We start from the raw sequence: 26,042 nt of genomic DNA on the forward strand, positions 1-26,042 counted from the left end.
TGCATCGCCACTCATTCCGACCTTCGAGGCATTTTTCATGTTGACTCAAACTGGCAGCGCGCCCACGGTGATTCGCCTGCATCCGAACGACGATGTGATCATCGCGACCCGGCAGTTGATGCCGGGCACGCGTATCGACGCGGAACAACTGGTGGTGACCGGCCTCGTTCCGCCCGGCCACAAGGTCGCGACCCGCGACATCGCGAAGGGCGAGGCGGTCAAACGTTATAACCAGATCATCGGCGTCGCGCGCGAAGCGATCACGCGTGGGCAGCATGTGCACGTTCACAATCTCGGCATGTCCGAGTTCGCGCGGGAACATGCGTTTGGCGTCGATACCCATCCGACCGACTACGTAGACGAGCCCGCGCATTTCATGGGCATTCGCCGCGATGACGGGCGTGTAGCCACGCGTAATTACATCGGCATCCTGACCAGTGTGAACTGCTCCGCGACAGTCGCGCGTGCAATCGCCGATCACTTCAGACGCGACGTGCGTCCCGAAGCGCTGGCCGACTTTCCGAACGTGGACGGCGTCGTCGCACTGACTCACGGGCTCGGCTGCGGGATCGACACGCTGGGTGAGGGCATCGCCGTGTTGCGTCGCACGCTGGCGGGCTACGCGGTGCATCCGAACTTTGCATCGGTGTTGTTCGTCGGTCTCGGTTGCGAGACGAACCAGATCGACGGCGTGCTAGACGCTGCCGGCCCGGCCGGCAGCAAGTTGAAACTGCGCAGTTTTACGATTCAGGACAGCGGCGGCACCCGCAAGACGATCGAGCGCGGCATCGAGATGGTGAAAGAGATGCTCGCCGATGCAAACGGCGTCCAACGCGAGCCGGTGCCCGCGTCGCATCTGTGCGTCGGCTTGCAGTGCGGCGGCTCTGACGGCTATTCGGGGATTTCCGCGAATCCCGCGCTCGGCGCTGCGGTGGACCGGCTGGTGCGGCACGGAGGCACCGCGATTCTTTCGGAAACGCCCGAAATCTACGGTGCCGAGCACTTGCTGACGCGCCGTGCGGCGAGCCAGGCCGTCGGCGACAAGCTGCTCGCACGAATCCAGTGGTGGCAGGACTATTGCACGCGCAACGGCGGCGCGCTCGACAACAACCCGTCGGCCGGCAACAAGGCGGGCGGCTTGACGACGATCCTCGAAAAATCGCTCGGCGCGGTGGCGAAGGGCGGCACGACGAACCTCGTCGAAGTGTATGAATACGCGCAGCCGATCAATGCCAAAGGCTTCGTGTTCATGGATTCGCCGGGCTACGACCCGGTGTCCGCGACCGGTCAGGTCGCTTCGGGCGCCAATCTGATCTGCTTCACGACAGGACGAGGCTCCGCCTACGGTTGCGCGCCGTCGCCGTCGCTGAAGCTCGCGACCAACACCGCGCTGTGGGAACGTCAGGAGGACGATATCGACCTCAACTGCGGCGGCGTTGTCGACGGGACCGCGAGCATCGACGAGCTAGGCGAAGCGATCTTCCGGATGATGCTCGACTGCGCGTCCGGCACGCGCTCGAAGAGCGAACTGCATGGCTATGGACAAAGCGAATTCGTGCCCTGGCAGGTCGGCGTCGTGACCTGAGAACGGCATGTGCAATAAACGGACAGATAGAACAGGAGAATTGCATTGAAACGCCGCCTTTATTCCGGCCGTGACGTGAACCGCGCGCACAGCATCGACGATCTACGCGCGATGGCGCGCAGGCGGCTGCCCAATTTCTGTTTCGAGTACGTCGAAGGCGGCGCGGAGGACGAGGCGACGCTGGGCCGCAATCGCAACGTATTCAATGAAATCGCGTTCCTGCCGCGCACGCTCGTCAATGTCGAACATCGCAACCAGAGCCGGATGCTGTTCGGTCAGCGCATTGCGTCGCCGTTCATGATCGGCCCGACCGGCTACAGCGGACTGATGTTTCGCGAGGGCGATGTGAAGCTCGCGAGCGCGGCGGCCGCGGCCGGTGTTCCGTTCGTGCTGAGCAACGTGTCGACGGTTGCGCTGGAGGATGTCGTGCGCCGCGCGGGCGGTCGCGTGTGGATGCAGGTCTACATGTATCGCACGCGTGAGTTCCTCGCGAAACTCGCGCAACGCTCGCAGGCGGCGGGTATCGAGGCGCTGGTCGTCACGACGGACAGCGCGGTGTTCGGCAAGCGCGAATGGGATCTGCGCAACTACATCAAGCCGCTGATGCTCGACTGGCGCAATAAATTCGACGTGCTGCGCCATCCGCGCTGGATGAGCAACGTGCTGTGGCCCAGCGGAATGCCGCGCTTCGCGAATCTCGGCGACCTGTTGCCGCCGGGGCAGAACAGCGTGAAGGGCGCGTCGATCACGTTGGGCCAGCAGCTGGACCCCTCGCTGTCGTGGGACGACATCCGCTGGTTGCGCGATTTGTGGCCGAACCGGTTGATCGTCAAGGGCGTGCTCGGCGCGCAGGATGCTGTGCGGGCGGTCGAGGCGGGCGTCGACGGGATCGTGCTGTCGAACCACGGCGGGCGGCAACTGGACGGCGCGGTGTCCGCGATGGACGTGCTGCCGGACGTCGTCGACCAGGTGCGCGGCAGGCTCAGTGTGATGCTCGATGGCGGATTTCGACGCGGCACGGACATCCTGAAGGCCGTGGCGTTAGGTGCCGATGCGGTGCTGCTCGGCCGGGCGACGACTTACGGTTTAAGTGCTGGTGGCCAGCCCGGCGCGGCGCGTGCGCTGCAGATTTTGCAAACCGAGGTCGATCGCGCGTTGGGCCTGCTCGGTTGCAGCGACATTGCCGCGCTCGACCGCAGTTATCTGCGCTGGCCGACGCTGAGTCCGGCGTTTGCGCGCTCGCACGCAGAAGGCGAGCACGACGCCGTATCGCTCGTTTAGTCACGACGAGTCCTTCGATGCAGCAAGGCGCTGCGGGAAGGACGCGCCGCGCACAGCGTGTCCGTCAGATGCCGGGTTGCGCGATGACGAGCGGCACGCGCTTCCGCAAACAGAAATAACGCTTCAGACGATACTGTCCAGTGCTTTCGCGAGCCTGGCCACCGCACCTTCAACGTCATGCAGTTTGTCCAGGCCGAATAACCCGATGCGGAAGGTCCTGAAATCGTCAGGCTCGTCGCACTGAAGCGGAACGCCAGCCGCGATCTGCAAACCGGCGTCAGCGAACTTCTTGCCGGATCGAATTCCGTCATCGTCCGTGTAGCTGACGACGACACCCGGCGCCTCGAAACCTTCGGCCGCCACGCTTCTGATGCCGTGTTCCACGAGAAGTGAGCGAACCCGCTTGCCGAGTTCAAGCTGCTCCGCTCTCACTTTATCGAAGCCATATGCTTCGGTTTCCTTGATGACGTCGCGCAACGTCGCTAGACCGTCCGTTGGCATCGTTGCATGGTAGGCGAAGCCGCCGTTCTCGTAGGCTTCCATGATCTGCAGCCACTTGCGAAGATCGCAGGCAAAACTGGTGCTGGTGGTATCGTCGATTTTTTTGCGGGCAAGCGGGCTGAGCATGACCAACCCACAGCACGGTGACGCGCTCCATCCTTTTTGCGGCGCGCTGATCAGGACGTCAACGCCGCTCGCTTGCATGTCGACCCAGACCGTGCCCGAGGCTACGCAATCCAGTACAAACATGCCGCCGACGGCGTGCACGGCGTCGGCCACTGCGCGCAAATAGGCGTCGGGGAGCATGATTCCCGATGCGGTTTCGACATGCGGAGCGAAGACCAAATCCGGTTTGCTTTCCGTGATCGCGGCGACCACCTCTTCGATCGGCGGCGGTGCATAGGCGGCCTGTCTCCCTGGTTCGACGGGGCGGGCTTTCAGCACGATCGATTCGGACGGAATGCCGCCCATGTCGAAAATCTGCGACCAGCGAAAGCTGAACCATCCATTGCGGATCACAAGACACTTCCTGTTCGTTGCGAACTGCCGGGCGACGGCTTCCATGCCGAACGTCCCGCTGCCGGGGACGACAATGGCCGAGTTCGCGTTGTAGACCTTTTTCAGCGAAGCGGAAATATCGCGCATGACGCCCTGGAAGCGCTGCGACATGTGATTGATTGATCGGTCGGTGTAGACGACTGAATATTCGAGAAGTCCATCGGGGTCGACATCGGGAAGTAAGCCTGGCATGTTTGTCTCCGGTTATGGATCCATTTAAGGATTGGAGACATTCTAACGAAACCACCTGGGGCCGATGCAGGACATCAAGGGCTACTGCTGCGAGCCGCAGCATTCCGGTAACGCGGCTTGAACGAAACACCGATGTAAATTGTTCGATCACATGCCGTCACGGCGCTAGCGTGAGCCTCACACATCTTCGCCTCAGGCACCTCGCTCGTCACCGTGTGCGCGAGAGGCTGCTGCCGTCAGCAGCGAGCGAATCATCAATACAATGTCCGACTAACCACCATCCCCTCACCCGGATCGGAATAACCGACAGCCTCGTCGATTCAATCCGGTGTCGATATCAGGATTCACGTATGTCCCGCTCCGAACGTCTCCTTCATCTGCTGCAAGTGCTACGCCGTTATCGCCGTCCCGTAAGCGGTCAAGCTTTGGCCGACGAACTCGGTGTGAGTATCCGCACGCTGTATCGGGACATTGCCAGTTTGCAGGCGCAAGGGGCAATGATCGAGGGGGAGCCGGGCATTGGCTACGTGATGAAACCGGGTTTCATGCTGCCGCCAATGATGTTCCGCTCAGAAGAACTCGACGCTCTGGTTCTCGGTATGCGCTGGGTGGCTGATCGCTGCGACAGGACGCTATCGGCCGGTGCGCTGAGCACGCTTGCGAAGATCGCCGCCGTCCTGCCCGCTGAACTGCGTCGCGAGCTGGAGGAGTCGTCGCTGCTGGTTGGCGCGCCGTTGAAGAGACCTGTCCACACAGTCTCGCCGGACCTTCTACGTGCTGCAGTCCGGGCAGAGCAAAAGCTGAATATTAGTTACGTGGACGGCAGCGGTATCCACACGCAACGTGTAGTTTGGCCCTTTGCGTTGGTGTATTTCGACCAGGCCAGGGTGCTGATGTGCTGGTGCGAGCATCGGGCGGCGTTTCGAAATTTCCGTTCGGACCGGATCTCGGATGTCGAGCAGCTGGATCAGCGTTACCCCAAAAGACGCTCGACCCTGCTTCGTGAATGGCGTGCCCTCAATGGTGTAGCCAGTCGCACCATACTGCCAGAAACTGACAGTATCGATCATTAGACTGAGCTTCTTTTTACTGGCGAGGAGCTCAAATGAAGTTTGCATCGGTTCGTATTGTTACGCGGGATCTCGACAGGCTCATCGAGTTCTATCAGAGGCTTTCCGGCATCGAGGCTGCACGTCCGGCCGACGGCTTTGCCGAATTGCGATTCGAAGGCGCAACGCTGGCGATCTCGTCCGAGCGTCTTGTCGAGCTTTTCAATGCCGGTGCTGCCACCGCAGCCGCAAATCACTCTGCGATTCTGGAGCTGGAGGTGGAGGACGTCGACGCAATTTTCGAACGGATGAATGCGTTCGGGACGAACATCGCAATGGCCCCGACATTGATGCCGTGGGGTAATCGTTCGCTGTTGCTGCGCGATCCCGATGGGAATCTGGTCAACCTGTTTTCGCGACCCAGGCGCTGAGGAAAACCGCCGTCACGCCGGCTATCCCGCGAGTCGCGCCTTCAACCTCGGGGCCGCAAAGTCCAGAAAGACCCGCAACTTGAGCGGCACCTGACGTTGCCCCGGATAGATCAAGGTCACCGGCGAGGTGCCCAGTTCATATTCATCGAGCAGCGTCACCAGCGAGCCCGTCTTCACCTGCTGATCGATCTGGTACGACAGCACCCGCGCGATACCGGCGCCTTGTTCGGCAGCCACGACGGCGCCCTCGATGGAATTGACCATCATCCGCCAGGCCACCGCAATGCTGTGCAACGCGCCGTCACGACGGAAGTCCCACTTCGTGCCGATAGCCACTCCCTCATATCCCACGCAGTGATGGGACGCGAGGTCAGCAGGCGTGGCGGGGGTGCCCCGGGCAGCCAGATAGTCGGGGCTCGCGCAGAGCACCTGGCGCACCTGTCCGACTCGCACCGCAATCATGCTGCTGTCCGGCAACTCGCCGGTGCGCAGCGTCACGTCGACATGCTCGTCGAGCAGGCTCACGTTCCTGTCGGTCAGTTGAACCCGCGCGCGGATGTCCGGGTACGCGCGCAAAAACTCCGCAATCACCGGCAGCCCGTGAATCCGTCCCATCACCAGCGGCAGGCCAATCACCAGTTCGCCCTGAGGCGCGTGATATTCGCCCGTGGCCGTGCGCTCGACATCGGCGAGGTCTTCGATGATGCGACGGCATGAATCTGCATAGGCGCGGCCCGCGTCGGTCAGCGCGAGCCCGCGGCTACTGCGTAGCAGCAGCCGGATTTTCAGATGCGCCTCCAGCTCGGCCACGCGCCGGCTGACGGTAGCCAGCGGAATCCCCAGTTGGCGGCTCGCCGCGGAAAGGCTGCCGTGGTCCACGGCGGCCAGCAGGATGGTCATTGCTTCGAGTCGGTCCAAGCCTCTCTCCTATGGAAGGACGCCTCTCGAATTTAACGTCTATTCGTCGAATTCGGAAGGGAATAAATTCTGTCCCAAGCCGGGCTGATGTTGTTCGAACGGCCCGGAGCGCGGCGATCGACGCCGCGCCTAATCCTTTCACTTTCCTGCAGAGGCGTTCCATGGATATGAAAACCCTCACGGTTCAGCGCGAAGGCGCCGTGCTGTTCGCAACCATCATGGCCCCGCCCATGAACCTTCTCGGACCGGAACTCGTTCGCGATCTGGTGTCGTTTGTCTCCGAAGCAGAGGCCGACGAGGCGATCCGCGTGATCGTCTTCAAGAGTGCCGACCCCGACTTTTTCATCCCTCACGTCGACGTTGGGCAGATCAAGGCGTATCGGGACGAAGCCGCGAAATTGACCGGCGAGGCGTCCATCGCGGTGCTGTTTCGCTACCTCAGCGAAAGCCGCCTGGTGAGCATTGCGCAGGTCGAAGGCCGCGTGCGCGGCGCCGGCAGCGAATTCGTCATGGGATGCGACATGTGTTTCGCGGCCACAGAGACGGCGATCTTCGCGCAGATGGAGGCCGCCTTCGGCGTCGTTCCCGGCGGCGGCGGTGCGCAGCACCTGGTGCGACTGATGGGCCGCTCGCGCGCTCTCGAAGTCATGTTGAGCGCCGACGACTACAGCGCCGAGCTGGCCGAACGCTACGGCTGGATCAACCGCGCGTTGCCGGCGGCCGCGCTGGATGACTTCGTCCGGTCGCTGGCCCATCGGATCGCGCAGTTTCCGGGCAGCGGCCACGTCGCCGTGAAGCGCCGTGTCAATGCAATCGCGCTCGCCCCGATCGAGGACTTTCGCCGCGACTCGGATCTCTTCGGCGAAGGCGTTCGTGAACCGGGCGTGCAGAAGCGGATTCAGGACGCTATCAAGCGCGGCTTTCAGACCCGCGACGCCGAAATGGATCTCGCCCGCCTGCTGGGCCAACTGACTAACGACTGAATCGAACGAGGACATCATGACATTTAGCAAACAGGACATTCGCTTCCCCGTCGAGGGTGGTATCGAACTGGCTGCATGGCTGTTCGTACCGGAGCAGCGTAGTGCACCGCTGCCCGCCATCACCATGGCTCACGGCTACGGCGGCACGCGCTATCACGGCATCGAAAAGATGGCCACGTTCTTCGCCGAAGCAGGATTCGTGGTGCTGTTGCACGATCACCGCGGATTCGGCGATAGCGGCGGCCAACCGCGGCAGGACATCAACCCGTGGCAGCAGATCACCGACTGGCGTCGCGCGATTTCGTACTTGCAGACCCGGCCCGAAGTGGACGAAGCACGCATCGGACTGTGGGGAACCAGTTACGCCGGTGGCCACGCGATCGTGCTCGGCGCCACCGACAGGCGGCTCAAGGCGATCGTGTCGCAGGTGCCGACGATCGACGGCCATGCGGCGAGTTTGCGGCGCATCACGCCCGATGCCGTTGCGGCCCTGGAGGCCCGCTTTGATGCGGACGAACGTGCGCAACTTCGCGGCGAAGCACCGGCGACCCAGCAGATCGTGAGCGAAGACGCGAGCCGTCCTTCGACCTATCAGGCAGCGGATGTCGTGAGCTTTTACCTGCAACCCGTACCCGAAGGCGTGTGGGAAAACCGCGTCACGCTGCGTTCGACCCGATGGGCCCGGATGTACTCGCCGGGGGAATTCATCCGGCGCGTATCGCCGACGCCGCTGCTGATGGTGGTCGCTGAACACGATCACACGGCAGCGACCGATCTCGCGCTCCAGGCCTACGAAAACGCGTTGCAGCCGAAGCAGTTGCTCATGATCAAGGGAGGGCATTTCGACCCCTACCTGAGCGAGTTCGACAACGCATCACGCTCCGCAGCCGACTGGTTCAAAGCGCATCTTTGATTGACACGCAAACGACAGCGGTCACGCCGTGGCCGCACTCAAACTGGAATAACGGGAGATTAATTATGAAAACCGCTTCGAAACTCGGCCGCGTGGCCGCCGCACTTGCCCTCTCCGCTGCCGTGTTCGGCTCTGCTGCAGCAGTAGCAGCGCCTGTGAAGAACGTCGTTCTCGTGCACGGCTATTTCGCCGATGGCTCGGGATGGCAGAAAGTCGCGAAAATCCTGACGCACGACGGCTACAACGTGTCAGTTGTGCAGGAACCCGAAACCTCTTTCGCCGACGATGTTAAGGCGACCACCCGCGTCGTCGATTCCCAGAACGGGCCATCGATTCTCGTGGGTCATAGTTACGGTGGCGCTGTGATCACGGAGGCGGGCAACGATGCCAAGGTCGCAGGACTGGTTTATGTTGCTGCGTTCCAGCCGGATTCAGGCGAAAGCCCGATGGATCTGGCCAAAAAGATCCCGTCGGCGTCCACGGCGATCAAGGCGACCGCCGACGGCTTCCTTTATCTCGACGCGGCACACTTCCATGCCGATTTCGCGGCCGATTTGCCGGCTGCCGAGGCCGCGTTCATGTCCACGGCCCAGGTCATGCCCGCTGCGGCATCCTTCGGCACCCCGGTTTCTACAGCCGCATGGAGAACCAAACCGAGCTGGGCCGTCGTTGCGACCGCCGATCGTGCAATCAATCCCGATCTCGAACGGTACATGACGAAACGCGCCGGCAGCACCACCATCGAACTCGATTCGAGCCACGTCGCGTACATGTCGCATCCTCGCGAAGTTGCAAAACTGATCGAGCAGGCGGCGGAGAAGTCGGCCCAATAAAGGTGCGGCTGCCTGGGCTGGGAGTCGCGAGGCGTGGTTGCTTATGCCCCTTCCCAGGCGTGAACGGAAATTGTCAATATGGATTGTTCGGCACGCGCAGTCGATCGTGCTGAACCGACCGGTCGATTGAGCAAAGCCAACCGTCACTGCGTCACATTCCCCTGAACAGTTCAGCGTACACCCGGCTCACGACCAGTCGCGCGGGATTGCCGCGCAGGGTCAGCGTGAGCTTTCCGGCTTCGTCGCGCTCGGCGGTATCGATGGCGTCGCATCGCACGATCGTGCCGCGATGAATCTGCCAGAAGCGTTGCGAATCGAGTTGTTGTAGCAGGTCGCGCAACGACATCCGTATCAGGTGCTCACGGTTCGCCGTGACGACCCGAACATATTTGTCGGCAGCTTCGAAGTAGCAGACCTCGTCGACCGGGACCATCGTGATGGTGTTGCCGGCGCTAGCCTGAATCACGCGTAACGGCGTGCTGATAACCGGCGGGGGCGTCGTGTCGGGGCGTCCGGCAGCCAGTAGTTCGCGCATCTGATCGACCACCTTGCCGAGCGACGCCTCGTCCGGTGGCGGCGCGTTGTCGTCCGCGAGACGCGCCTTGAGTCGCGCGCACGTCTTTGCAAGCCGCTCGGGTTGCACCGGTTTCAGAACATAGTCGAACGCGGCCCGTTCGAAGGCCTGAAGGGCGTACTCGTCGTAAGCGGTCACGAACACGATCAACGGAAAGTGCCGGCCGTGCGCGGGCCAGTCTTCCGCAAGTGCCTGAGCGCACTCCAGACCCGTCATGCCGGGCATCCGGATGTCGAGGAACATCACGTCGGGCTGTACGCCCAACGCGGATTCGACCGCGGTTTCGCCATCGCCGACGCTCGCGACAATGTGCAATTCAGGCCACAACTTCAATAACTCGGCTTGCAGGTTAGCCGCGAGTAGCGGTTCGTCTTCGGCAATCAATGCGGTGATTTTCATGGCGTGGAAGATCGGGAATAGGGCAGGGTGACGGTGGCTAGCGTGCCGCCTTCGTCGTCGGCGGCGGGCGAAAGGTCGAGGTGGCCGGCCGCGCCGTACAGCGTCGCGAGCCGCTCGCGAACCTGCTGCAAGCCGAAGCGCGCGCCATGTTCGGGCCGTGCGTCGAGGCCGACGCCGGTGTCGCGCACGCTTAGCGTCAGCGTGCCGGGACCGCGTGTCGCGGCGACATGCACGCGGCCGCCGCGCACTTTCGGTTCGAGCCCGTGCTTGATCGCGTTTTCGACCAGCGGCTGCAGCAGTAGCGGTGGCAGGGGGGCATCGGCGAGACTCGCGGGTAGGTCCAGTTGAATATGCAGACGGCTGCCCATGCGGATCTGCATCAACTGGAGATAGTCGGAAATGCGTTCGAATTCCGACGCCAGCGGGTGCGAGCCCGAGCGCGACGCCGCGAGCGTGGCGCGCAGATAAGCGATCAGATGATCGAGCATGCCTTGCGCGCGCAACGGGTCGCTGCCGATCAGCACGCGCAGATTCGCGAGCGTATTGAACAGCATGTGCGGCTCGAGTTGCGCCTCCAGCAGCTTGAGCTGATTCTCGGCGGCACTGCGCAACGCCGCCTGCGTGCGCGTTTCCATCGACGCCATCCTGCTGCGCGCATAGAAAAAGTAGGTGATGCAGATTGCGGGCACAACGGCGACCGTCACGCTCAGAAGCAGCATGCGCAGATTCGGTTCGATGACGATCGGCGTGTGCGGTGTCTGGGTCAGCAGGTCAACGAGCGTCACGCCCGCAAGGTAGCCGATGACCACCGAGACGATCACCCACGGCGCCATCAGGCCCCAGCCTGGCCAGTTGCGCCGGGCATCGAGATTGTCGGGATAACGCCTGCGCAACCAGAACGCCAGGCCGTGACGACCGGCGGCGATCAGCGTCTGCGTCAGGCAGACGACGACCAGCGCATAGACGAGATCTTTGGCGAACGACTCACGGTAGATCGTGCTGTAGAGCCACGCACAACCGATGGTCGTCAATACGGTGACTCTGAGAGGGCGCCAGAGCCGTCGGGCGAGTATCTGAATGGAAGGCATGGGCGGCATCGTCGGTCGGAATCCAGGGTGAGGGCGAAGTGAACTGCCATGCCGCTATCTTCAGCGCGGGCGCGACCGGTCGCCAGTGCGTTGCGACGAAATGGCGGCGATCTTCGCGAATTGACGCTGGGAAGGCGCGAACCGTATGTGTCCCCAGGTTCCTCGCGCGCCATCACAGAAAGCTTCCAATTCAATTACGAAATGGCTCTCCCTGCGGGTTCTCCGTAAACATCGCCGGCTGCGTGCATCGTACCTCGGAGTGTCGCCATGACCGATTTGATTCTTTTTCCCTATTTTCCCTTTTGGGAGCGGCTCGCATCAAAGGGTGCTAGAGCATTTTCGACGCTCCAGGCCTCTACGGAACACAGTTTCGCCATTCTGAATGGCGCACAGCCGGATTCTGCAGGATGTGCCGCATGGAGCGGCGACGCAGCCCGGCGCATTTCGCGACCGGTCTGATGCGTTTCACGCCGCGTGGAGTCGATTGGTCGCAAACCGCTGGAGACGCAGACCCAACCGCGCGAATATTTGCCTGTCGCAAGAAATTGATGCCGGTCCCGCTCAGTCAGGCATGACCGGGATGCGAACAAAACTTTTCGGGCAATTTGAATGGAGCCTGGAATAAACACCGAAGTCCGGTGTTCGCCTTCATGTAGACAGAAGAAGAGATATTGAGCCGCTGCCGGATACGAGAGTAACGAGATTGATCTCACATCCAGTCGCGACAATGAAATGTTGTTAAGTTAGGAATCCAATTAAATTAAAGCAGTGTTCGGCGATAACGAATCGTCGTGATCTGCTGATTGGTTTTCATCCCGCACCGCTAGCCGCTCGTGTGGCCTGGCACCCTGAATGTACTTATGGAGTTTTAATCATGTCGAAGATTCTTGCTGGTCTCGCTCTCGCCGTTGTCACCCTTGGTGCTCCGGTTCTCAGTTTCGCCCAGTCGAATGCTCCGTTGACGCGCGCAGAAGTGCGGGCCGATCTGGTTCGTGTCGAACACGCAGGGTACAACCCGGCACGCGGCGGCGACGTCGACTATCCGGCTGATATCCAGGCGGCCGAAGCAAAGGTCGCGGCACAGAACGATCAGCCGCTGGCCACGCAAGCTTTTGGTGGTGTCGCACAGAACGGTACTTCTGCATCGGGTGCGCCAGCGCATATGGCGATGTCCTCGAACTGCGTTGGGCCGGTTAGCTTCTGCAACCTTTACTTCGGTAGCTAGATGACGCATGGCGGATTCCGCGCGCGTTACGCCGATGTGCGGAATCCCATTCAATTCGATTCGCAGAAGTAGGCGGCTTGATCGACGAGTGCATCGCACATCAAGCCAGCTATCTCTCATACCCCTATTCTTATCAAGTGAGTTTCATCATGAAAGTTTTGCCCTTCGCTGCATCGGTTCTCGCCTTGTCGGCTTCAGTGTTCGTCTCCACGAACGTCATGGCGCAAGATGCCCAACCTGCCACGACGCCGATCAAAAATATTGTTCTGGTTCATGGCGCATGGGTTGACGGATCGGGCTGGAAGCCGGTCTACGACATCCTCACTAAAGACGGCTATCACGTCACGATGGTGCAGGAGCCGCTGACCTCGCTCGACGATGACGTCGCCGCGGCAAAGCGCACAATCGATCTGCAGGACGGCCCCGCCATTCTCGTGGCGCACAGCTACGGTGGCTCCGTAATTACGGAAGCAGGCGTCGATCCGAAGGTGGCAGGTCTCGTGTACGTCGCGGCACATGCACCGGCTGTCGGCGAAGACGAGAGCGATCTGGGCAAGAAAATGCCCAGCTATACGTCGCAGCAGGCGGGTGCCATCAAGAAAACGGATGACGGCTATACCTACCTGAATCCTGCGGATTTTCCGAAAGATTTTGCGGCCGACCTGCCGCTGAAGCAGGCGCAATTCGAAGCCCGCTCACAGATCCTCACGGCGGCGAAAGTCTTTTCCGCACCGATGACGGTCGCGGCCTGGACCACCAAGCCGAGTTGGGGCATCGTGGCAGCGGACGACAAGATCATCAACCCGGATCTCGAGCGCTTCTATTACCAACGTGCGCATAGCCATACCACGGTATTGGCGGGCGCGAGCCATTCGGTTTATGAGTCGCGTCCGAAAGAAGTTGCGGCGGTGATCGAAGATGCGGCGAAGCACGCACAGCAATAACGCGTGTGGGAGCGGCAGCGCTGGCGCGTTTTGTCACGTTCGCCGTGCAGCAATGCCGGCGGCGACTTAGAATTGGCTACCGTTCTCCGTCTCAACTCTCACCAATTTCAGAATGCGCGTTGTCCCCTTAACTACAGGTCGATCGGATTCACCGACACTGGTGTGTCTACCCGGCGCAATGTGCAGCCCGCTCGTCTACGCGAGAACTGCCTCGGAAGCTGGCCTCAATGCATTTGCTTTGGCGTGGATGGAAGACGAGGGTCCGTTCGACCTGCATTCGATTGCAAACCGTATCGTCGACGCCATCGCCGGCGAAGGCAACGTTATCCTCGTCGGACACTCTCTCGGCACTCCGCTGTCGGTCATCGCGACTCTTGCGGCGAACCGCCAACCGGATCTGCGCATCAGCGGCCTTGTTCTGGCTAATAGTGGAGCAAACACGAAAGGCCATGGCGATGCTTCGGCCATCGTCAGGCGCATCGAGGAGGATTGGGGAGATTCGATGTGGCGTGCGTTTGCCGCACGTTGCTTTTACACGCAGCCGTCGGGCGCGCTGCTTGACGAGGTACTCGGATATCCCGGTGGCATTCGAAGCAGCGCTGTCGCGGCGGCAATCCGCAGTCAGATGGAAACCGACCTGCTCCCGCTGCTGGGACAATTGCCGGCCATCCCCGTCGCCGTCGTGCACGGGAAGCACGACGTGGCCCGAACCCTGGCGCATGCGGAAGAACTGGCCGGCGCCATATCGGGAGCGACATTGCATGTTCTTGATACGGGCCACACGAGTTGTGCCGAAGACCCCGTCGCATTCGCCGCGATACTGCGCGCCGTCGCTGAGCGCAAAACTGGTGAACAGGAGCGGTGAAGGGGTTACACGTACGATTGCGGAGTATCTGCGCCGCTCCAGCAGCATCGCGTCGCAGACTCCGACTTACTTATAGCCTTGTGCCTGCAAATCAAAAAGATGCGCGTAGCGCCCATTTTGTTGCAGCAATTGCTCATGACTGCCGCGCTCGAGAATCCGCCCCTGGTCCAGCACGATGATGTGGTTTGCGCCGCGCACACTGGAAAACCGATGCGATATCAGGATCGACATGCGCGAGCCTGCATGGGCCTGGAACTGCTCGAATACACCTGCTTCAGCCTCGGGGTCCAATGCGGCCGTGGGCTCATCGAGAATGAGAATGTCGGCGTTCTGCCGCATATAGGCTCTCGATAACGCAATCTTCTGCCACTGCCCGCCCGATAGATCCTGGCCACCCGCGAACCATCGTCCAAGCTGGGTTTCATAGCCGTTTTCCATCCGCTCGATGAAAGCAGCCGCCATCCCTTTTGTCGCTGCTTCAGTCCAGCGGTTCCTGTCCGAAAACGCTTCGATGTCGCCCACGCCGAGGTTCTCGCCGGCCTTGAACTGATACCGGATAAAGTCCTGGAAGATGACGCCAATGCGGCGTCGTAGAGCGTACTCGTCCCATTCCTGAAGGTCCGAGCCATCAAGCAGGATGCGGCCCGATGACGGGGTATATAGACGCGTCAGAAGTTTGATAAGCGTAGTCTTGCCCGAGCCGTTCTCGCCTACCAGCGCCAACGTTTGCCCGTGCATCAGATGGAAGCTGACATCGGATAAAGCAGGCCGTCTCGCGCCGGGATAAGAAAATGAAACGAGTTCGAAACGGAGTCCGTCCCCGGGCTGCGTACCGGTTGTCAGGTGTCCCGTACTCGTTGTTTCAGGCTGCGCCAGATAGTCGAAAAGATCGCTCAGATACAGGCCATCTTCGTAAAGTCCGCCTATCGACGACAGGCTGCTGCTCACCGCGCTTTGTCCCTGCTTGAAAAGTACAAGGTACATGGTCATCTGGCCGAGAGAGATAGTGCCGCTGACGGTCTCCAGCACGATCCACGCATAGGCCGCATAGAACGCAACTGTGCCAACCACGCCCAGCAGAAAGCCCCAACCGTCACGTCGCAATGTCAGTGCGCGATCTTCTGCATAGAGCTTTTCAAACGTGTCGCGATAGCGTTGCAGAAGAAGCGGCGCAAAGCCGAACAGCTTGACTTCCTTGATGTGCGCTTCATGCGAAAGGAGCGATTCGATGTAGTTCTGCTGGCGACTTTCCGGCGTCCTTTTTCCGAATAGACGGAATGCACTGCCGGAAAAACGCGCTTCTGAAATAAAACTTGGAATAGCTCCCACGACGAGAATCACAAGCGCCCACGGCGAAAACCGCACGAGCAGTACGGCAAAGGTTGTCACGGAAATGAGGTTCTGAATAAGCCCGAGTGACTTCATCACCAGCGACAGCGGTCGCGATGATGCGTCACGCCTTACTCGTACGAGGCGGTCATAAAACTCCGAGTCCTCGAACTGCAACAGACTCAGCTTCTGGGCCTTCTCCAGAATCAGCAGATTGACCTTCTGTCCAAGACGCGCGCGCAGCAAAGTTTGCAGCAACAACAGCGCCCGCTGGCAGGCGGCCAGCGCAATGAGAACCAGGGCCTCGAGCAGAAGATATCGTGCAACTGACCAATGCAAACCGTCTGCGGGGTGACGAGCCGCAACCACGACGGTATCGACGATGCGTTGACCGATGAACGCGGCGACCGCCGGAAGGACGCCGGCAATAACGGTTGCCGCCAGAAGGCCGATAAGAAACAGGGGAGACGTGCCCCAGACGAGCCCGAGAGCGCGGGCAGCTCGTCCGAAGAATTCGCGGCACTGACGCAGTATTTCCATGACGATGGCGTTTGGGGGAGTGAGGTGTTTCGTTGTCGATACTTGTCGTGCATACAGCAGACAAATAAAGTGAAGAGCGCAAAGTATACATGCGCGACATCGTGCACAACTTGTGCTGAAACCGGCCGGTAAGGTGGAACGCGTTGCTTCATCGACTCGACTCTACAACGGAGACTTAACGGTCACGGGCTCCGCGCAACGCGACACATCAAACAACAGAACGGTATTCACTTTATTCGTTGCGCCTCGACTCGCAATCGTTAGCGTCCCGGTAAGAATCGGGAATGCTGGAGAGCATTGGACGCCTGTAGGGTTTCTGGACCCGAAATGGATTTGTATTGGGCACATAAAACCGAACCGTTTCTCGCCGCTACGTCACTCGTTACTCTTTCCTCATATCAGCTCGCCGTCCGGCCATGGTCGGGTTTTCGCGCATTAAAGATTCGTGAATCCAGACCGTAATAACAAAGATGTAGTGACAGACAGCGGTCGAGAGGTCACTCAACAGGGAGTCGGAGAGCAGCGTGAGATTCAAGGCCATATGGCACCCTAAAAAATTCAATCCGAATCGATCTGAGAGCGATCCGGACACCGACGGCGGCGTACGACCAGCCAGGAACCAGCGGTTCCTTTCCTATTTCCTTTCCAGATATGGTCAGCGAAAGGCCTTGCCTATTGCCGCCCTGTCGATTGCCATGGCGGCCGGGCTCGGCGTAGCTGCTCTGGTGCATTACGCGACCAGCGAAGCGGTGATGACCTTACGGCTCGCACTGTCCATTGCGGCAGGCGCGGCCGGTTTCGCAGCGGTTCGTCAAAAGCTTCGCTCTGATCACGCCCGGCAATGCGCCGCCATCGCGCTGGCAAGTGGGCTTCTGAATTCGAATCGCGACTGTCTCAAGGTGCTCTCTGCCGATGGAAAAATACTCCGGGTGTCGGAGTACGGCGCTGAGTTGATGGAAGCGAGATCTCCGGAGCAACTCGCCGGCGCGGACTGGCTGAGTTTCTGGACCGGAGACGCCGGTGCCGCAGCCGAAAACGCATTGACGGGCGCTCTTGAAGGCGCGAGCACATCGTTCACCGGAAGCTGCGCCACGACGAAGGGGCACAACAAATGGTGGAATTCCACGCTCACTCCGGTGACAGGAGAAAGCGGCGCAGTGGTCGCGCTTCTTTGCGCTTCCGAGGACGTCACCCAGCAATGTGAGTTATTGAAGACCCTACGCGATCGCGACGAGCTGATGCACGAGATGGAATCACACGTACATCTCGTGTTCTATTCATATAGCTCGGATTTCGAGCGTATTCATCACGTAAGCGCAGGGGTCGAGCGCGTGTTCGGCATTACGCCGCAGGTGCTTGCGAGAGAGCCTTCAGCATGGCTCGAACTGGTGGTCCCTGAAGACGCGGAGCCTTTGCGCGCCGAGATGCGTCGCATCGTGTCGGAATCGGCCGAGGGTCGCTTCGAATATCGCATCCGGCGCGCCGATGGTTCGCTGCGCTGGATTCGCAGCACCGCCTACCCGGTGCGCGACGAGTCCGGAAACGTGGTACGTATCGTTGGCGTCAGCGAGGACATTACGCTGGAACAGGAGCGCCTCGCAGCGCTCGACCGTTTAGCTCACACAGATGGACTGACGGGTCTGGCCAACCGCAGCGCGGTCGTTCGGCGCATGAAGTCGCTTTGCAGCCATAACGTCCCGTTCGGTCTGATGTTTATCGACCTGGACCGGTTCAAGGTACTCAACGATACGCTGGGCCATACGGCTGCCGACCGGCTGTTGAAGGGCATCGCGGAAGCGATCCGGGAAGCCCTTCCTTCCGATGCCTGCGTGGCCCGCCTTGGTGGAGACGAGTTCGCGGTAATCATCAGCGATGAGACCGACAAGCACGTGTTGGCGACGTTGGCGCAATCTCTGCTCGACGTGTTTTCGAGCGACGTCAGGAGAGATCACAGCGAGCCATTCGTCACGGCGTCTATCGGCATATCCATGTGTCCCGAGCACGGGCGGGACCACGAGACGCTACTCACGAGCGCCGACATCGCGATGTATGAGGCCAAACGGGGAGGCCGCAACGGTTTCCGTTTCGCCGACAAGGCATCCAGCGATGTACTCGGCGATTTCGAACTCGAACGCAGTCTGCCCATGGCGCTGGCGTCGGGGCAATTCGTGCTTCATTTCCAGGGGATTCACGAGCCGGCTTCGCTCGCGATGAAAGGCGTTGAAGCGCTCATGCGGTGGAATCATCCGACGCGAGGCATGGTGGGACCCGGCAGTTTCATCCCGATCCTGGAAGAAAGCGGGTTCATCGTCGAAGTCGGCGCGTGGGTGGTGGATGCGGCCCTCGCGCAACTGGCGAGCTGGCGGACAGCGGGAAAAACGGGGCTTTGCGTGTCGGTGAACGTGTCGGCGCGTCAGCTCAGGGACGACACCATCGTCGCCGTCGTCGACCAGGCATTGCGCAAGCATAAGCTGCCGCCACGCTGCCTTGAAATCGAACTCACTGAAAGCGCGCTGATGGATAACCCGTCGCTTGCGCAGGAAACGCTGATGGCGCTCAAGCGGCTAGGCGTACGCATTGCCATCGACGATTTCGGAACCGGCTATTCGAGTCTGCGCTATCTGGCCGATTTTTCGCCGGACATCGTAAAGATAGACCGTTCGTTCACGGCGAAACTCGGTCGCGATGCGGCAACGGCGTCGATAGTGCGGGGCATCATTCAGATGTCGCACGAACTCGGGATGAAGGTGACCGCCGAAGGTGTCGAGACCGAGCAGCAATTACATACCTTGCGCGATGCAAGCTGCGATTATGTTCAAGGGTATTTTCTGACAAAGCCCACTGAAGCAGGGAAGCTCATGGACGCGAGCCGCTCTGTTCTGATGCAGCACGACCAGGGTTCTCTGTCACTGCTGGCGACGGATGCTCCCGATTAATTGGTGCAACCGGTTCGGGTGTGAGAGACAACATTAGCGTGGGTCAACCGGCGAGGACGCGAGGTCCGCTGAAGCGGCGGACTCGCTAGCCTCCACGGAACTGCGGAGAAATACTGTCGCGTTCACGCCCGTGATCGATTTGCGGCTGTGATTTTGACGGGTGTCCTGGTACGGGATTGTTCAGTTTCACAATCCCGCTTCCGCGCTGCGAAGATGACGGCGATTTGCCGATTGCGGGCTTTGTCGCCGCCGTTTTTTGCGCGCAGAACGTGCCCGCTTTTTTGCAGGACGCCGCCTCGCCAGATGAACTTAACATGGCCGCGCCGACGACCAGCAGGCCAATAGCCACATTCCTCGCGCTCATGATGACCTCCGCGTTCCCGTTGGGTTGACGTCGCGAGCGGGAGGCGTGTCGTGTTTGCTGTCCCGGTCGTGCTGACGTGATGACGAACATCAGAAAGACGGGGCAGGCTGTTCATTTTGAATTCGATTCAGACGCGACGTGATGCGCGGCGTTAGCTGCTATGAAAGCCAGCTAACGTTCGTTGCGTGAAAGGTAAACCGGCAGATCAATCGACCGTCTTCGCCCATACGGCCTGTGCATTGGTGAACTCGCGCAGACCGAAATGCGACAGCTCACGTCCGTAGCCGCTCTTCTTCACGCCGCCGACCGGAATACGCGGGTTCGAAGCCGGGAATCCGTTGATGAACACACCGCCCGTTTCGAGACGGCGTGCGACTCGCTGGGCACGCGCAACGTCGCTGGTCCAGAGGCTGCCGCCGAGGCCGTAGTCGCTGGTATTGGCGAGTTCGATCGCGTGTTCGGCGTTATCGGCAACGGTGATTGCCGCGACCGGACCGAAGGTTTCTTCGTCGAACGCGGCCATGCCGGGGGCGACATCGGCGAGTACGGTCGGCTCGTAATAGTTGCCGACACCCTCGACCTTGTTGCCGCCGAGCAGCAGCGTCGCGCCGGCCTCTATCGTGCGTTGCACCTGGTTGTGCAGTTCGTCGCGCAAGTCGGGACGCGCCATCGGTCCGATCGTGCTGACCGGATCGAGCGGATCGCCTGCCTTGATCTGCGCGGCAGCGGCGACGAACTTGCGCGTGAACTCTTCCGCAATGGGGCGTTCGAGGATGAAGCGCTTCGCCGCCAGGCAAACCTGACCCGCGTTCTGGAAACGCGCCTCGATGGCCGCCTTGACGGCGAGGTCGACATTCGCGTCGGCCAGCACGATGAACGCGTCGGCGCCGCCGAGTTCCAGCAGGGTCTTCTTCAGCGCCTTGCCCGCCGTCGCCGCCACAGCCGACCCTGCACGCATGCTGCCCGTCAGCGTGACCGCCGCGACCCGGGGATCTTCGATCACGTGCGCCACGGTTTCGTTGTCCGCGTTCAGATTCGTGAACAGGCCGGCCGGAAAGCCTGCGGTTTCGTACACGTCCTGCAACGCATACGCCGATCCCATCACGTTGGTCGCGTGCTTGAGGATGAATCCGTTGCCCGACAGCATGATCGGGCCCGACGCGCGAATCACCTGCCACAGCGGGAAATTCCACGGCATCACCGCGAGGATCGAGCCGATCGGCAGGTAGGAAACGTGAACTTCGTCATCGCCATCGACGGGGGCGGCTTCATCGGCGAGGAACGCGGGGCCGTGCTCGGCGATCCATTCGACCGTGGCCGCGCACTTTTCGACTTCGGCACGCGCGGCGGCGAGCGTCTTGCCCATCTCGGCGGTGATTAGCGAGGCCAGTTCTTCGGAGCGTTCGCGCAACACGGCGGCGAGGCGGCGGTAGGTCGCGACGCGCTCCGTCATCGGCGTGGCGCGCCACAGGCGGAAGGCTGCGGCGTTGTTCTCGAGCATGCGTTCCACTTCGTCGGCGGTCTGGAACGGATAGTGGGCGATCAGCTCGCCGGTGGCAGGATTACGCGACGTTGCGCCGACGGTGAAGGGAGTGTTCAGGTTCGACATGATTGCCTCGGTGACGTGAAAGACAGTGGGAAAGTTGCTGCACTGGGGTCACTTTAGGCAAATCGAACCAGGTGAAGAAGGCGTGTTGTGATCCTATGAGTGGGAGTCACTGGCAGACATTCGCGGAATATATGTCACGAGCGACAGGTCCGGCCGGCCCGTGGGCGTCAGCGCCACGTAGGTGAACTCGATGTGGCCGCCCTCGGGGTGGCGCAGCCGCTTGTCGCCCTCGTCGAAGCCTTTGACGTCGGTGTCCTGCCACCACGCCCGGAACTCGGGGCTCAGCTCAGTGAGTTCGTCGACGAGGCTGTCGAACGGCGCTTTGTCCTGCGCCTGCGCACGTGCGGCGCGAAACGCGGAAATCATGCCCCGTGTCATCTGTTCCCAATCGAGAATTCGCGTGCGGTAGGGCTTGTAGAGAAACAGCAGGCGCAGCGTGTTGCGCTCGTGCGGCTCCAGCGATCCGTAATCGACGAACAGGTCGGCAATCGCGTCGTTCCACGCGAGGATGTCGAGCCGCGTGTTGCGCACGTAAGCGGGCACGTTGATCGACCGGACGAGCAGTTCGAGCCCTTCGCTGACACCGCTGCCGGTCGCGACCTGCGAAAGCTCGCGCGACGACAGCGCGAACAGGTGTGCCGACTCCACGGTGTCGAGCTTGAGCACGCCTGCGATTCTGCGCAGCGCATCGGCGGACGGTTGAATGTCGCGTCCCTGTTCGAGCCACGTATACCAGCTGACGCTGACGCCCGCGAGCACGGCGACTTCTTCCCGCCGCAAGCCAGGGGTTCGGCGTGCGCCTTCTGGCAGGCCGAAATCGGCGGGCTGCAAACGGGCGCGGCGGCTGGAAAGAAACTTGCCCAGCTCGCGTCTTTGTTCAGGAGAGGGTCTTCTCGACATAGGGTCTTGGGTAACGAAAAAATCGACGGGCTGGCCGACAAAATGGGCATCGCCGGAAGTCGTGAAGATCACGACCGATGCAAAGGAAGATAGCGCCGAGTTGGCTCAACCGTGAATCCGAACGCTATCACGGCGAGAATTTCGATGCTGGGTGGGGCGAGTATCGCCTGATGGAAACGAAGGCGTTATTGCGATGCGGGCGGTCGATACAGCCGCCACGCCGCACCGGGTGCAATGCCTGGGTTGGCGCTAGCGGATCGCAGCATGGCGACCGCGAGCATGTCGGGTCGCTGAAAGAATCGTGAGGCAAAGCAGGACGAGATAGGGCGACGCGGGGCGACTGGATCCGGTCACACGATTCCAGCCGCCCGATCTTTCAGAATTCCTGACTGGTCGGACGCAGCACGATCTCGTTGATGTCCACATCGTCGGGTTGCTCGATCGCAAACGCGATGGCTCGCGCCACCGAGGCCGCCGGAATGGCTTGCCGGTAGAAGTCGAGCACGGTCTCTTTCGCGGTGCCGGACGTGCTGAACTTGAGGTCGCTGTCCACGGCGCCCGGCTCAATGGACGTCACGCGAATCTTCTCGCCGACCTCCTGCCGCAGCCCTTCCGAAATCGCCCTGACCGCGAACTTGGTGCCCGAATAAACCGTGCCGCCCGGCGCGAACACCTTCACGCCGGCAACCGAGCTGAGATTGATGATGTGGCCGCTCCCTTGCGCAATGAAGCGTGGCAGCGCGGCGGCGATGCCGTACAGCGTGCCCTTCAGGTTGACGTCGATCATCGCGTCCCACTCATCGGTATTGACCTCGGACATCGGCCGGATCGGCATCAGCCCCGCGTTGTTGATCAGCACGTCGATCCTGCCGAAATCGGCGACCACCGCCGCGGCCACCGACTCCATCTGTTTCTTGTCCGTGACGTCCAGCGTGTATGCGCTAGCGATGCCGCCCGCAGCCTCGATACCGGCGACGACCTCGGCAAGCTTGTCCTTGCGACGCGCGGCGACCGCCACTTTTGCGCCACGGGCCGCGAGGTGGCGCGCCACTTCTGCGCCGATGCCCGTGCTGGCTCCCGTGATCAAAACGACCTTGTTCTCGATACCTTTGCTCATGACAACACCTCGCTGGATGGATTGGAAACCGTTTCTGCTCCTGCGTACATGGGATAGTCCGTCAGTCCTTCTGCTCCGCCGCCGTACACGGTGGCGGGATTCACTGCATTGAGCGGCCAGCCGTTGGCAATGCGCTCCGGCAAGTCCGGATTGGCAATGTAGGGGCGGCCGAACGCGATCAGGTCCGCGAGATCAGCTTCGATCAGTCGTGCGCCGCGTTCCGCCGTATAACGTCCCGCATAGATGATGCGTCCGCTAAACGTGCGCCGCACTTCGCGGCGAAACGACTCGGGCAGATCGGGAGCGTTGTCCCAGTCTGCTTCCGCGATCGATACATAGGCGGCACCCGCTTCCTCGAGTACCTTGATCGCCTCGATATAGGTTTCATGCGGATCGTCTTCGACCAGGCCGATATACACGCGGTCCTGATCGGTGCCGGTGAACAACGGAGTGAAACGGACCCCGAGCCGGTCCGGGCCGACCGCTTCGCTGACCGCGTCGACGATTTCACGCAGGAAACGCAGGCGGTTCTGCAGCGAGCCGCCGTATTCATCAGAGCGCGTGTTCGCATGCGCCGAGATGAACTGGTTCACCAGGTATCCATTGGCCGCGTGAATCTCGACGCCGTCGAAGCCCGCACGCAGCGCATTTTTCGCTGCCTGTGCATAGAGGTCGACGAGTTCTGCGATCTCGGCAACGCTCAGTTCGCGCGGCACGGAAGGGTCGACCAGGGTGCCGGTGCCCGGCCCGGTCTGAATGAACGCCTTGACCTTCTGCGCCTGAATCGCCGATGGCGCGACCGGTGCTGAGCCACCCGGCTGCAACGCGGTATGCGACACGCGGCCAACATGCCACAGCTGCGCGAAGATCACGCCACCTTCGGCATGCACCGCATCGGTCACGTGGCGCCAGCCATCGATCTGCTCGTCGCTGTAGATGCCGGGTGTCCACGCGTAGCCTTGCCCACGCGGTTCGATCTGCGTGCCCTCGGTGACCATGAAGCCTGCGCCGGCGCGCTGCTGGTAGTAGAGCGCGCTGAGTGCGGTGGAGACATCGCCGGGCTGCGCGCTTCTCTGGCGCGTCAGTGGCGGCAGCACGATACGGTTTCGCAGCGTGTGCCGGCCGAGTTGGAGCGGGGTGAAGAGATAAGGGTGGTGCATGTTCAGTCTGCTCCCTGGAGCCAGCCGGTTTGTTCGATGCAGCTGCCGGCGAGAAAAAATGGTGGACGGTTTTCGCGTGTGTGCGTGCGCTGAGCTACTTCTCTGGGATTGGCTACCCGATGCGTGTGCGGTCCGGCTGCCGCGCGGCTTTCCGCGCCGGCAGCCCGGGGTACGTTATTGCCCGGCGAGTGCGGGGTGCTTCATCAAAATGGCCGCTGCCGAGGACGACGAAGCCGGGTTCTGGCCGGTAATCAGCAGGCCGTCGGTGACGACGTACGGTGCCCAGTCTTCGGTCTTCGAGTAGATGCCGCCCTTGGCCTTGAGTTCGTCTTCGACGAGGAAGGGCACGATGTCGGTCAGACCCACCGCGGCTTCCTCGGAATTCGTGAAGCCCGTGACCTTCTTGCCTTCCACCAGCGGCTTGCCGTCCGGCGTGGTGACGTGACGCAGCACGCCCGGTGCATGGCACACCAGCGCCATCGCTTGCCGGCGCCGATGAACGATTGAATCAGCGCGATGGAATGCGGGTCTTCCGCGAGATCCCACAGGGGGCCGTGGCCGCCGGGATAGAACACCGTGTCGAACTCGGCCTGCGAGACGCTGTCCAGCCGTACCGTGGCCGCGAGTTGCGCGGTCGCGGCCGCATCGTTCTCGAAGCGGCGCGTCTGGTCGGTCTGATTGGCCGGCTCGTTGCTCTTCGGATCGAGCGGCGGCTGGCCGCCTTGCGGGGAGGCCAGCACGATATCCGCACCGGCATCCTTGAACGTGTAGTAGGGAGCAGCGAGTTCTTCGAGCCAGAATCCGGTCTTGCGGCCCGTGTTGCCCAATTGATCGTGCGAAGTCAGAACCATCAGAACTTTCATGCTGTTTCTCCTTGAGTGGACGTCTAAGCTAAAAGTAGACCAGTCGTCTAGTAAAGCTGCCAAAAAAAGCACTTCGTCAGAAGTGCTGCTTGCTGCCTGCTCGCGTACTGCTTGCGTGTCAGGGTACGAGATGAAGCATTTGCCGCGTTGTCGTCATGGCGGTCTCGAACGGTTGTGGATTGCGCACGATCTTGACCATGATGCTCGCGCCTAGCCAGAGCTGATACAGGCTCTGTGCGACCACGGAGGCGTCTTCGCTGACCGAAAGCGAACCGTCTTCCACGCCGGCCCCGATAGCGCGCGCCAGTCGCTCGATGATGCCGGACGTACCGCGCTTCAGCGCTGCACGCATGGCTTCCGAAATGTCCGCGACTTCCGCGCCCAGCTTGACGGCGAGGCACTTGCCCTGGCAGTCGAAGAACGACTGGGTGTCCTGCCAGATCTGCCAGTATTTCATGAGGCGTTGCGCGGCGGTCAGATCAGGCTGGGCCAATGTGCTGTCCATATCGCCCAGGTATTCGGCGAAGTAGCTTTCGAGCAATTCCACACCGAACGCGTCTTTCGAACCGAAGTAATGGTAGAACGACCCCTTCGGCACGCCTGCGGCCGACAGAATCTCGTTCAACCCTACGGCTGAGAAGCCCTTGGCGCCGATGATTCGTTGCCCGACAGCAATGATGCTTTCTCGAATATCGACCGGTTCGGATGTATTTGCGGTAACCATGGCGAGACTTTAATCGAAAAGTAGACCAGTCGTCTAGTGCTAATCTGGATTTTTTTGAAGTGCGGCCAAAACCTGCCGCAGTTCAGTGTTTTGCCGGAGCCTGTTGGATCGATGAATGCGACCGCATATCGTGAGAAAACTGACGCTGGCCAACGCGGTAG

General features: G+C 61.1%; 23 protein-coding genes and 1 pseudogene. 12 read left to right on the plus strand and 12 right to left on the minus strand.

Translation table 11 applies throughout. The features are described 5' to 3' along the window. The first annotated feature begins 37 nt into the window (after window positions 1–37). Window positions 38–1,585 (plus strand): UxaA family hydrolase, encoded by a 1,548-nt coding sequence (locus BLS41_RS17825; protein WP_074767125.1) that lies wholly within the window; start codon window positions 38–40, stop codon window positions 1,583–1,585. A gap of 45 nt (window positions 1,586–1,630) precedes the next feature. Then, window positions 1,631–2,866, plus strand: a complete 1,236-nt coding sequence (locus tag BLS41_RS17830; protein WP_074767127.1) for an alpha-hydroxy acid oxidase — start codon at window positions 1,631–1,633, stop codon at window positions 2,864–2,866. A gap of 123 nt (window positions 2,867–2,989) precedes the next feature. Here the strand turns inward: BLS41_RS17830 and BLS41_RS17835 are convergent, their stop codons facing one another. Further along, entirely contained in the window at window positions 2,990–4,117 is a 1,128-nt protein-coding gene (locus BLS41_RS17835; protein ID WP_074767129.1) for an aminotransferase class V-fold PLP-dependent enzyme, read from the minus strand. Window positions 4,118–4,467: 350 nt separating this feature from the next. On the opposite strand from BLS41_RS17835, the gene BLS41_RS17840 reads away from it, so the two are divergent. Together BLS41_RS17840 and BLS41_RS17845 are read left to right on the plus strand one after the other, a co-directional pair. Further along, the gene (locus BLS41_RS17840) at window positions 4,468–5,190 is read left to right on the plus strand and encodes a helix-turn-helix transcriptional regulator (RefSeq protein ID WP_074767131.1); all 723 of its coding nucleotides are present in this window, start codon (window positions 4,468–4,470) and stop codon (window positions 5,188–5,190) included. A gap of 32 nt (window positions 5,191–5,222) precedes the next feature. Next, the gene (locus BLS41_RS17845; protein ID WP_074767133.1) at window positions 5,223–5,597 is read left to right on the plus strand and encodes a VOC family protein; all 375 of its coding nucleotides are present in this window, start codon (window positions 5,223–5,225) and stop codon (window positions 5,595–5,597) included. 21 nt (window positions 5,598–5,618) lie between these two features. Here BLS41_RS17845 and BLS41_RS17850 read toward each other — a convergent pair whose 3' ends face one another. Then, entirely contained in the window at window positions 5,619–6,515 is an 897-nt protein-coding gene (locus tag BLS41_RS17850; RefSeq protein ID WP_074767135.1) for a LysR family transcriptional regulator, read from the minus strand. Between the two features lie 167 nt (window positions 6,516–6,682). On the opposite strand from BLS41_RS17850, the gene BLS41_RS17855 reads away from it, so the two are divergent. The 3 genes from BLS41_RS17855 to BLS41_RS17865 all read left to right on the plus strand — a co-directional run bounded on the left by BLS41_RS17855 (window position 6,683) and on the right by BLS41_RS17865 (window position 9,244). After that, a complete protein-coding gene (locus tag BLS41_RS17855; protein WP_074771018.1) occupies window positions 6,683–7,498 on the plus strand; it encodes an enoyl-CoA hydratase/isomerase family protein in 816 nt (271 codons plus the stop codon). Between the two features lie 16 nt (window positions 7,499–7,514). After that, a complete protein-coding gene (locus BLS41_RS17860; protein ID WP_074767137.1) occupies window positions 7,515–8,411 on the plus strand; it encodes an alpha/beta hydrolase in 897 nt (298 codons plus the stop codon). Between the two features lie 65 nt (window positions 8,412–8,476). Continuing rightward, entirely contained in the window at window positions 8,477–9,244 is a 768-nt protein-coding gene (locus BLS41_RS17865; RefSeq protein WP_074767139.1) for an alpha/beta hydrolase, read from the plus strand. A gap of 151 nt (window positions 9,245–9,395) precedes the next feature. On the opposite strand, the gene BLS41_RS17870 is transcribed toward BLS41_RS17865, so the two are convergent. Together BLS41_RS17870 and BLS41_RS17875 are read right to left on the minus strand one after the other, a co-directional pair. Next, the gene (locus tag BLS41_RS17870) at window positions 9,396–10,217 is read right to left on the minus strand and encodes a LytR/AlgR family response regulator transcription factor (RefSeq protein WP_074767141.1); all 822 of its coding nucleotides are present in this window, start codon (window positions 10,215–10,217) and stop codon (window positions 9,396–9,398) included. Next, window positions 10,214–11,305 carry a sensor histidine kinase gene (locus tag BLS41_RS17875; protein ID WP_143026308.1) on the minus strand — a complete coding sequence of 364 codons (1,092 nt, stop codon included), beginning with the start codon at window positions 11,303–11,305 and terminating at the stop codon, window positions 10,214–10,216. The genes BLS41_RS17870 and BLS41_RS17875 overlap by 4 nt, the downstream gene beginning before the upstream one ends. 267 nt (window positions 11,306–11,572) lie before the next feature. Here BLS41_RS17875 and BLS41_RS38445 point away from each other — a divergent pair, with 267 nt between their 5' ends. From BLS41_RS38445 to BLS41_RS17890, 4 genes are all read left to right on the plus strand, one after another. Continuing rightward, window positions 11,573–11,764 (plus strand): hypothetical protein, encoded by a 192-nt coding sequence (locus tag BLS41_RS38445; protein WP_143026309.1) that lies wholly within the window; start codon window positions 11,573–11,575, stop codon window positions 11,762–11,764. Window positions 11,765–12,179: 415 nt separating this feature from the next. Next, window positions 12,180–12,530, plus strand: coding sequence for a DUF4148 domain-containing protein (locus BLS41_RS17880; RefSeq protein ID WP_074767144.1), 351 nt, complete (start codon window positions 12,180–12,182; stop codon window positions 12,528–12,530). 149 nt (window positions 12,531–12,679) lie between these two features. Next, window positions 12,680–13,474 carry an alpha/beta hydrolase gene (locus BLS41_RS17885; RefSeq protein WP_074771019.1) on the plus strand — a complete coding sequence of 265 codons (795 nt, stop codon included), beginning with the start codon at window positions 12,680–12,682 and terminating at the stop codon, window positions 13,472–13,474. Between the two features lie 112 nt (window positions 13,475–13,586). Next, entirely contained in the window at window positions 13,587–14,339 is a 753-nt protein-coding gene (locus tag BLS41_RS17890) for an alpha/beta fold hydrolase (protein ID WP_366486451.1), read from the plus strand. A 66-nt stretch (window positions 14,340–14,405) separates the two neighbouring features. On the opposite strand, the gene BLS41_RS17895 is transcribed toward BLS41_RS17890, so the two are convergent. After that, a complete protein-coding gene (locus BLS41_RS17895) occupies window positions 14,406–16,208 on the minus strand; it encodes an ABC transporter ATP-binding protein (protein WP_074767148.1) in 1,803 nt (600 codons plus the stop codon). Between the two features lie 524 nt (window positions 16,209–16,732). On the opposite strand from BLS41_RS17895, the gene BLS41_RS17900 reads away from it, so the two are divergent. Further along, a complete protein-coding gene (locus BLS41_RS17900; RefSeq protein ID WP_074767150.1) occupies window positions 16,733–19,144 on the plus strand; it encodes a sensor domain-containing protein in 2,412 nt (803 codons plus the stop codon). Window positions 19,145–19,229: 85 nt separating this feature from the next. On the opposite strand, the gene BLS41_RS38450 is transcribed toward BLS41_RS17900, so the two are convergent. The 7 genes and pseudogenes from BLS41_RS38450 to BLS41_RS17930 form a co-directional block, all read right to left on the minus strand. Further along, window positions 19,230–19,508: a hypothetical protein gene (locus BLS41_RS38450; RefSeq protein WP_143026310.1), complete on the minus strand. Its 279-nt coding sequence runs from the start codon at window positions 19,506–19,508 to the stop codon at window positions 19,230–19,232. 205 nt (window positions 19,509–19,713) lie between these two features. Beyond that, entirely contained in the window at window positions 19,714–21,117 is a 1,404-nt protein-coding gene (locus tag BLS41_RS17905; protein WP_074767152.1) for an NAD-dependent succinate-semialdehyde dehydrogenase, read from the minus strand. 93 nt (window positions 21,118–21,210) lie between these two features. After that, window positions 21,211–22,089: a helix-turn-helix transcriptional regulator gene (locus tag BLS41_RS17910; RefSeq protein WP_253189700.1), complete on the minus strand. Its 879-nt coding sequence runs from the start codon at window positions 22,087–22,089 to the stop codon at window positions 21,211–21,213. Between the two features lie 304 nt (window positions 22,090–22,393). Further along, on the minus strand, window positions 22,394–23,134 hold the full coding sequence (locus BLS41_RS17915; RefSeq protein WP_074767158.1) for an SDR family oxidoreductase: 741 nt from the start codon (window positions 23,132–23,134) through the stop codon (window positions 22,394–22,396). Further along, entirely contained in the window at window positions 23,131–24,294 is a 1,164-nt protein-coding gene (locus BLS41_RS17920) for an alkene reductase (RefSeq protein WP_074767159.1), read from the minus strand. The genes BLS41_RS17915 and BLS41_RS17920 overlap by 4 nt, the downstream gene beginning before the upstream one ends. A 174-nt stretch (window positions 24,295–24,468) precedes the next feature. Further along, window positions 24,469–25,157 (minus strand): annotated as a pseudogene (locus tag BLS41_RS17925) (type 1 glutamine amidotransferase domain-containing protein). Between the two features lie 118 nt (window positions 25,158–25,275). Further along, window positions 25,276–25,881, minus strand: coding sequence for a TetR/AcrR family transcriptional regulator (locus BLS41_RS17930; RefSeq protein WP_074767164.1), 606 nt, complete (start codon window positions 25,879–25,881; stop codon window positions 25,276–25,278). Window positions 25,882–26,042: the final 161 nt, after the last annotated feature.

Origin of the sequence: Paraburkholderia fungorum, assembly GCF_900099835.1 — a bacterium.
Lineage (GTDB): Bacteria > Pseudomonadota > Gammaproteobacteria > Burkholderiales > Burkholderiaceae > Paraburkholderia > Paraburkholderia fungorum_A.